Genomic DNA, 7275 nt, shown 5'->3' with positions numbered 1-7275 from the left:
GTGTTCGCCGTACGCCGGTTCCGGGGAGGAATCCAGGATTACGGCGAACACTTCGACGTCGAAGTTCGCGGCCGCGAACTCGCCTTCCTCGAGGAAGTCCGAAAGCGTTCCGGCACAGGCGCGATTCGTGGGGAGAGCCAGGCAGATCCGGCGCATTCCCCCAGGCTACCGACGGGGCCGGGTACGTCAAACCACCGTCAACCGCCGAAAATCCGCAGTTGCCCGCCCGTGTTCCGCCGAGGCGACAGCGGGGCCGTGATCCGGCCAAGATGACCGTATCCACGCGAAGTCTTTTCATCGCCGAGCCACCGCTGGGAAAAGGAACGGGTAATGACCGATTCGGGGAAGAAGTCGGCCTCTTGGCTTGTTCGCGCCCAGAAGAGCGTCAGCTACGAGGTGCGGTTCTGTGAGGATGTCTTCCGCTCCGACCGCACGGACCTGCTGGAAAAGGGGGGCGATGAGGGCAGGCCGCGGCGGTTCGTCGTCATCGACGCGAACGTCGACCGCCACCACGGCGACCGAATCCGCGCCTATTTCGAGCACCACGGCGTGGAGTACGCGATGCTGGCGGTGTCCGTGGACGAGACGGTCAAGGACTTCGAGACGGCCGCGCGGATCGTGGAAGCACTCGACCGGTTCGGGATCGCCCGGCGCCGGGAGCCCATCATCGTCATCGGCGGCGGCGTCCTGACCGACATCGCCGGCCTCGCCGCGAGCCTCTACCGGCGCGGCACCCCGTTCCTGCGGGTGCCGACCACGCTGATCGGGCTGGTCGACGCGGGCGTCGGCGTCAAGACGGGCGTGAACTTCAACGGGCACAAGAACCGGCTGGGCACCTACGCCCACGCGGAGCTGACGCTGCTCGACCGGACCTTCCTGGCCACCCTGGACCGGCGGCAGATCAGCAACGGGCTCGCGGAAATCCTCAAGATCGCGCTGATCAAGGACTTCGCGTTGTTCGAGCTGCTGGAGGAACACGGCGCGCGCCTGCTCGCGGAGAAGTTCCAGGGCCACAGCCCGGAAAGCGACCGGGCCGCGGTGGCCGTGCTGCACGCCGCCACGCACGGGATGCTCGAGGAGCTCGAACCGAACCTGTGGGAAGCCGAGCTGGAACGGTGCGTCGACTACGGACACACGTTCAGCCCGGCGATCGAGATGCGGGCCCTGCCCGCGCTGCTGCACGGCGAGGCCGTGTGTGTCGACATGGCGCTTTCCACCATCCTCGCCCACCGTCGCGGGCTGCTCACCGAAGCCCAGCGCGACCGGGTGTTCGCCGTGATGACGCTGCTCGAACTGCCCGTCTGGGACGCGCTGCTCGAGCCGGCCGTGCTCGCCCAGGCCCTGCGTGACGTCGTCCGGCACCGCGACGGCCGGCAGCGGTTGCCGTTGCCCGTCGGCATCGGCGGCGTCACGTTCGTCGACGACGTCACCCCGGAGGAACTGGGCGCCGCACTGGAGATCCACCGCGGCCTCCGACGGCTGCCGGTGGGCTGAACCACCGCGCGCGGCGGCGGGCCCAGGCGAGATCGGTGGCGAGCCGGCCGGGATCGCCGTCGCGGTAGTCGTTCTCCAGGACGAGGGCCCGCACCGGGACCGCGTGCTCGCGCAGGGCGTCGAGGGTGCTGTGCACCCGTCCGGTCCCGTCGCCGAGCGCGGGCGTGGCCCCGACGTCGGGCGGGCCGTCCTTGAGGTGGACCTGGTCGGCGAGCAGGGGCCCGGCCCCGGCGACGAGTGCCTCGGGCCGGAGCCCGGCCTTGACGGGGTTGAAGGTGTCCAGGAGGAGCCGGAACGCCGGGGAACCGACCCGCTCGGCCAGTTCGGTCGCCCGGTGGGGGGCGAGGACGTTCTCGCTGGCCAGCCGCAGCCCCCGCGCCTCGGCTTCGGCGGCGGCCCAGGCGAGCACCCGGGCGGTGCGCTCGAAGGCGGCGGGTCCGTCGATGGCGCTGCGCCGGAAGCTCGGCAGGAAGACGAGCGGCACTTCGAGCGCGTGCGCGGCGTCGAGCAGGCGCTCGACGATCGGCCGCGCCGGCGCGGTGGTCAGGCCGACGTCGTTGAGGTGGTTGCCGGCGACGGCGAGCAACCGGACGCCGGATGTCACGGCAGCGTCGCGCACGGCCCGCACCCGCCCGGGCGCGTCGAGCCATTCCCCGCGGCCGGGGCCGCCGAAGTCGAGCTGCAGCCCTCCGGCCCCGGCGGCCGCGGTTCGGTGGACGGCCTCGGCTCCGGCGGCGGGGAGCCGCCACTCGGCCAGGCCGAGCAGGCAGGGAGTCACTTCCCGGCTCCGATCCGGACGGACAGTTTGACCAGCCGCCGTCCGTCGATCATCCGCTCGCGGGAGCCGGACAGGGTGCGCATGACCCGGGCCGCGCCTTCGAGGTCGGTTTCGTGGGTGATCAGGTCGCGGTACCGCTCGGGCACGGCGGCGAGTTCGCCCGCGGCGTCGAGCAGGTGCCGGGCGGCCACCCCGCGGTGGCCGAACACGTGGACCCGGTGGCCGACCGCCGGCTCGGTCGTCACGACGCGGGCGGGATCCGGGAGCCCGCCGCAGTTCGCGGCGCGGGCCGCGGTGAGGTCGACGCCGGGCAGCAGCGGTGTCGTGGCGGCCGGAGGCAGGCCGCCCACGATGTCGACGGCCAGCTCGCCGGCGCCGAGCGACAGCACCGCCTCCAACGCGGACACCGTCGCGTCGCGCGGGGTGGCGAGCAGCGCGCCGACGGCACCGGGGCCGAGGTGCGCCCGGTCCACCCGGGTGCACAGCACGTCCGCGCGGTACGGCGCCGCCTCGCTGAAGGCGAGCCCGGCTTGGGTGTGGTGCACCAGGACCACCCGGGTCGCCGAGCCGAGTGTACGGCGGGCCGCGCGGACGGCGAGGTGCCCGATGACGCCGTCGCCGTAGACGATCAGGGTCCGGGGCGCGAACGCGCGGAGTTCCCCCAGCGCGTACCGGACGACGGCGAGCGGCTCCAGCAGGGGCCCCAGCGTCCGGTCCGTGTCCGCGGGCAGCGGAAGCACCAGCCCGCCGTCGACGGCCGAGGCGGGCAGCAGGGTGCGCTCCTGCAACAGGCCGTCGACGTTGTGCCCCAGCAGGAAACCGGGATCCGCCGGGTGCGTCGGGTTGACCGCGACCAGCGTTCCCACGGCGAACTCGGCCGGGACGCCGGCCCCCGCGGCCACGACCGTCGCGATCCCTTCGTGGCCGATCACCGGCGCCGGGTCGTCCCGCAGCCCGCGCAGCATCTGGATGTCCGTCCCGCACAACCCCGCGTACTCGGTCGCCACGACCAGCTCGCCCGGGCCGGGCTCGCTCGTCGCCCGCGGCCGGACGGACACCGACCCGCCCGCGCGGACGACGGCGCGGTGGGTGGTGCGGGCGTGCGCGGCGAGCCCGGCGCCGACCAGTCCGTTCGCCTCGTCCGGCTCGCAGACCAGGATCCGGTCGAGGACCCAGCCGGGGTCGCGTTCGCCGGTGAGGTAGAGGCCGTCCGCGGTCAGGTGGCAGGTCAGCGCGTCCCGGTAGTGCCGGCCGAGCCCGGTCGCCACACCGCCGGTGAAGGCGACCAGGTCGATCTCCGGGTCGAGGCACAGCGCGGTGCGCACGACGTCGGCGACCGGTTTGACGGCGGTCCGCAGCAGCTCGACCGCCACCGGGTCGGCGTCGTCGAGTGCCGAGCGCAGCGTGGTTTCGAACGGCCCGGCCGCGGCCAGCCTCGACCGGGCCCACCGGTTCCGGTGCCGGTCCCGGAACACTTCGCTCAGCCGGCGCAGCCCGGTGCCGGAGGCGAAAGCCGCGACGTGGCCGGGCTGCCCGCAGTCACACCGGAGCTCGACCGGTTCGCCGTCGAGGGTCACGGTCGCGGGCAGGTGGCCGATCTCGCCCTGCAGGCCGAGGCTGTCGAGCGGGATCCCGCCGGTGCGCGTGTCGAGGGTCCGGCAGGCGACGCCGGTGCTGATCGTCGCGAGCAGGATCTTGCGGCGGCCGTCGGCGTGCGGCGACGCGGCAAGGTGCAGGAGCGCGGCGGTGACGTCGTTGACGACGTGCCAGCGGACGTCGGGCCGCGCGGACCGCAGCGCGCCCCGGAGGTCGAAGGGCTCGACGTGCGGCCCCCACAGTGGCGCGGAGGCGTGGACGACCCCGCTCCGGTGATCGAGCGCGGCACCGAACGACACGCCGGCGACCCCACCGGCCGGAACCGCTTCGGCCATCGCCTCCACCAGCGCCGCCCGCAGTTCACCGACCGTCGCGTGTGGACAGTTGGTGAGCCCGGGCGTCGGCACGCGACGAACCTCGCCGAGCCCGGTTTCGGCCGACCAGCGAGCCGACCGGAGATGGGTGCCGCCGACGTCGAGAACGGTGATGGACACGGAAACCCTCCGGTGGTCGTGAGCCCCAAGACGACCACTCCGGCCGGCCGGATGTCCACTCCGCGGGTTGCCGGAGGCGGCCCGGAGTGCCGGCCGCAGGCGGACGAACCGGCCACGGAGACAGCGCAACCGGTCCGTGTGGACAGCGGCACGCTCACCCGGCAAGCTTGTGCGCGAGGCTCACTCGGCCAGACCCGAACCGCACCCGAAGTGTGGCCTGCGCATCGTGCCAGCGCCGGCGGCCACCACCCCGGTACGGGGCCGAGCCCGACATCACCGTCGCCCGGGGCACGGCAGGCTCACCATGTTCTGGTCCTCGACACGCGCCTGCGGGATCGTGACGGTACACAGTTGCCTCACGGCCGTTTCGATCCGCTCGGCACGGCCGATGCGGTCACGGTCCCAGAACAGCCTCGCGGCGCGTACCCACAGCATGCGTGCGTCGTCGATGTCACCGCGATCGCGCAAGATCTGTGCCAGTGTGTCGAGCGCCTTCGCTCGTCCGGTGGCGTGCATCGTACGCGAACGCGGCACGGGCCCGGCTGGACGGCGGCTACCTCAGGCTTACGGCGGCTGATCAGCGGGTGCGCCGATCCGGTGGTGGTCGAAGTGTCACGCAAAACGCGGATTCTGCGCGGTCTCGATCTTGGCGCCGCCCGCCGGTGAAGTCATTTCCTTCTCCAGGGCGGTGACTTCGGCGTCTGTGATCTTGCCTCGCAGGGGGGCGCCGGTGCGCCAGTCGCCGGTCAGGTGCCCGCGCCGGCCGGCGACGATCGAAGCGCCGACGCCCAGCCGGGCGGCGATGACCGCCAGGTCGTTGCGGGTCGAAGCACCGGAGATTTCCTGGTTGACTGAGTTGTCGATCAGGGTGTCCGCCGCGAACGCGTCAGCCTCGGACTCGACCTCACCCTTTTCTTCTTTTTCGAGCACCAGGTTGAGGTAGGTGACCCTTTTGGGGTGCAGTAGGATGTGTCCGATTTCGTGCGCGATGCTGAACCAGAAGATATCGGGTTTTCGATGTCGGGCGGTGATGCCGATGACCGGACTTTCCTTATTGAGCCAGGTGGTGGCTCCGCATATCCGTGTTCCGGGAACTTCGCGCATGAACGTCAGTGCGACGCCCGCGTCGGCCAAGGCTCGTCGTGTCGCGGCAAATCCGTCGATGAGAGGAAGTGTTGTATAGCGGGGAAGGTTGCGCGCGAAGGTGCGAAGGGATCGCGCGCTCAACGGGCCGATCGGTTCCAGTTCGGCCGACCGTTCGACCAGTCGAAGCCACAAAGCGGTGTTCATCTCGGTTACGCCAAAAGCTTGGCTTCTCCGGAAAGATACTCGGGCCTTCAGCCAGGTTGCGGCGAATGCCTCGGGGCTGGCGACGCCGAAGAATTTCAAGATTTTCTCGACGCGCGTGACGTCTTCGTCTCCTGGTAAAACTATGTGGTGGCGCCGGAGTGTTTCTGTGTCGAATTCGTCGGCCCAATCCACGAACTCACTCAGCTTTTGCCGTGCCTTTTTATTGCTCTCGTAGGCGTTGTGAAAGGCGTCTTGCTGAATCCAGTTCTTCGCGGGAATGCCCAATGCGCGCTCAAGTAGAATGGCGATGTCCGAAGAGATGCCGACGGACTCCTTGACGATCTGGTTCACGTGCTTCGGGGTGAGGCCGGTCCGTTCGGCCAGTTCGGCCTGTCGTATCCCGCGGCTGGTCAGGATGTGGCGTAAGACGGCTCCCGGGTGGATCGACCAGTCCGAGTGGAACGTCTCCTCGTGTGCGCCGCTCGAGGCGCTCACCCGGTTGCTCCGAGGCAGGAGCGGCCGGCTACGGCGAGATCGACGACTTCGAGCCGCGTCACGTCCTGGGGTCGATCATGCGGAGAGAGCACGCGGACTCCGTCCTTGTTCCCGGCAATCGCGCTCAGGACCACCTGGCGGCACGCGAGGCCGATGGCCGCGCCCTGCTTCCGGGACGCCGGCGTGAGCATGCTGATGATGCCCCACGCGAGCACGTCGGCGAGCGACGGGTTCGTGGCCTGCAGCAGGTGGATCAGCATCATCACCTCCTCGTGGACGGCCGGGAAGGTCTGCCTGATCAGGTCGGGGGACGCCAGAACTGCGGCGAGCGCGGCGTTGGGCACGGTCAGAAGCACGCTTCAGTATGCCCCGGCAAGGAAATTCGGGCAACCTCACCCCGATGGGTGAACATCAAAAACTTTACCGCCAGTGCGACTTTTTGGACTTATGGTGGTTGTGAGACCGAGCCCCGAACCTCGGTCCAGGTTCATTCGAGGAGGCCCTCAATGCGGGTCCACACGTACGCGCCCGGTAGCCCGGCCGCCATCACTCACCCCGACGCCGACCCGGAGGCCACCCTGGCCAGCCTGATCTCCGTCGAGGTCGACGAGCACGTGTTCCGGGTCGGTGACGACGTCGAGATCGACATCGAGCTGACCGTCGCCGAGCTCTTCGGCAAGGCCCCCGGGCATGTGGTCGTCCACCACTGCCGTCGGGTCGCGGTCTCCGTGTCCTACGTCGGCGCGATCAAGGAGATTGAGGTCCACCCCTCCGCGCACGTGAAGAAGGTGCGGGCGGAGGCCATCGCGGCCTTCGGGCTGGATCCGGCGACGTCCGCCGACCTCGCGCTGCGGGTCGCGGGGACCGCCGAAGACCTGCCGCCGAACAGCCCGATCGGCGCGTTCGTGCCCAAGGGCAGCTGCGCGGTGCAGCTGGACCTCGTGCACCTCGTCCGGCCGCAGGGGTGAGAACCATGTCGGAAGCCGGCGCCGACCCGGGCAAGCGGCGACTCGAGCGGGATCTCGTCTCGCCTCGGTTCGACAGCGGCGTCGACGCCGGCTCCTGGCGCCTGATCAGCCTGGACTGGCCCTACCTGTTCGTGGCCGTCACCGCCGGGGACGGCCACGA

The 7275-nt window shown here is 70.6% G+C and carries 9 protein-coding genes; 3 read left to right on the top strand and 6 right to left on the bottom strand.

Annotated features, from left to right (window positions below; translation table 11 throughout):
* Window positions 1-156 (bottom strand): DUF6271 family protein (locus tag CCN39_RS52215; RefSeq protein WP_244211211.1); only part of this gene is annotated, 156 nt, incomplete at its 3' end.
* Between the two features lie 174 nt (window positions 157-330).
* Between CCN39_RS52215 and CCN39_RS40070 the strand changes: the two genes are divergently transcribed.
* Window positions 331-1494 carry a sedoheptulose 7-phosphate cyclase gene (locus CCN39_RS40070; protein ID WP_086851347.1) on the top strand — a complete coding sequence of 388 codons (1164 nt, stop codon included), beginning with the start codon at window positions 331-333 and terminating at the stop codon, window positions 1492-1494.
* On the opposite strand, the gene CCN39_RS50395 is transcribed toward CCN39_RS40070, so the two are convergent.
* From CCN39_RS50395 to CCN39_RS40045, 5 genes are all read right to left on the bottom strand, one after another.
* On the bottom strand, window positions 1427-2272 hold the full coding sequence (locus tag CCN39_RS50395; RefSeq protein WP_158104592.1) for a sugar phosphate isomerase/epimerase family protein: 846 nt from the start codon (window positions 2270-2272) through the stop codon (window positions 1427-1429). The two genes, CCN39_RS40070 and CCN39_RS50395, sit on opposite strands and share 68 nt — an antisense overlap.
* Window positions 2269-4362 (bottom strand): ROK family protein, encoded by a 2094-nt coding sequence (locus CCN39_RS52660; RefSeq protein WP_158104591.1) that lies wholly within the window; start codon window positions 4360-4362, stop codon window positions 2269-2271. The genes CCN39_RS50395 and CCN39_RS52660 overlap by 4 nt, the downstream gene beginning before the upstream one ends.
* A 273-nt stretch (window positions 4363-4635) precedes the next feature.
* On the bottom strand, window positions 4636-4878 hold the full coding sequence (locus CCN39_RS40055) for a hypothetical protein (RefSeq protein ID WP_143264336.1): 243 nt from the start codon (window positions 4876-4878) through the stop codon (window positions 4636-4638).
* Between the two features lie 96 nt (window positions 4879-4974).
* Window positions 4975-6147 (bottom strand): ImmA/IrrE family metallo-endopeptidase, encoded by a 1173-nt coding sequence (locus CCN39_RS40050; protein WP_086851341.1) that lies wholly within the window; start codon window positions 6145-6147, stop codon window positions 4975-4977.
* The gene (locus CCN39_RS40045) at window positions 6144-6503 is read right to left on the bottom strand and encodes a hypothetical protein (RefSeq protein WP_086851339.1); all 360 of its coding nucleotides are present in this window, start codon (window positions 6501-6503) and stop codon (window positions 6144-6146) included. The genes CCN39_RS40050 and CCN39_RS40045 overlap by 4 nt, the downstream gene beginning before the upstream one ends.
* Before the next feature lie 150 nt (window positions 6504-6653).
* On the opposite strand from CCN39_RS40045, the gene CCN39_RS40040 reads away from it, so the two are divergent.
* On the top strand, window positions 6654-7115 hold the full coding sequence (locus CCN39_RS40040) for a hypothetical protein (RefSeq protein ID WP_086851337.1): 462 nt from the start codon (window positions 6654-6656) through the stop codon (window positions 7113-7115).
* Between the two features lie 5 nt (window positions 7116-7120).
* Window positions 7121-7275: DUF7665 family protein (locus tag CCN39_RS53065; RefSeq protein WP_434781155.1), on the top strand; the 155-nt coding region annotated here is incomplete at its 3' end.

The organism is Amycolatopsis kentuckyensis (assembly GCF_002155975.1).
Classification (GTDB): domain Bacteria; phylum Actinomycetota; class Actinomycetes; order Mycobacteriales; family Pseudonocardiaceae; genus Amycolatopsis; species Amycolatopsis kentuckyensis.
This window is presented reverse-complemented; position numbering and strand designations above follow the sequence as displayed.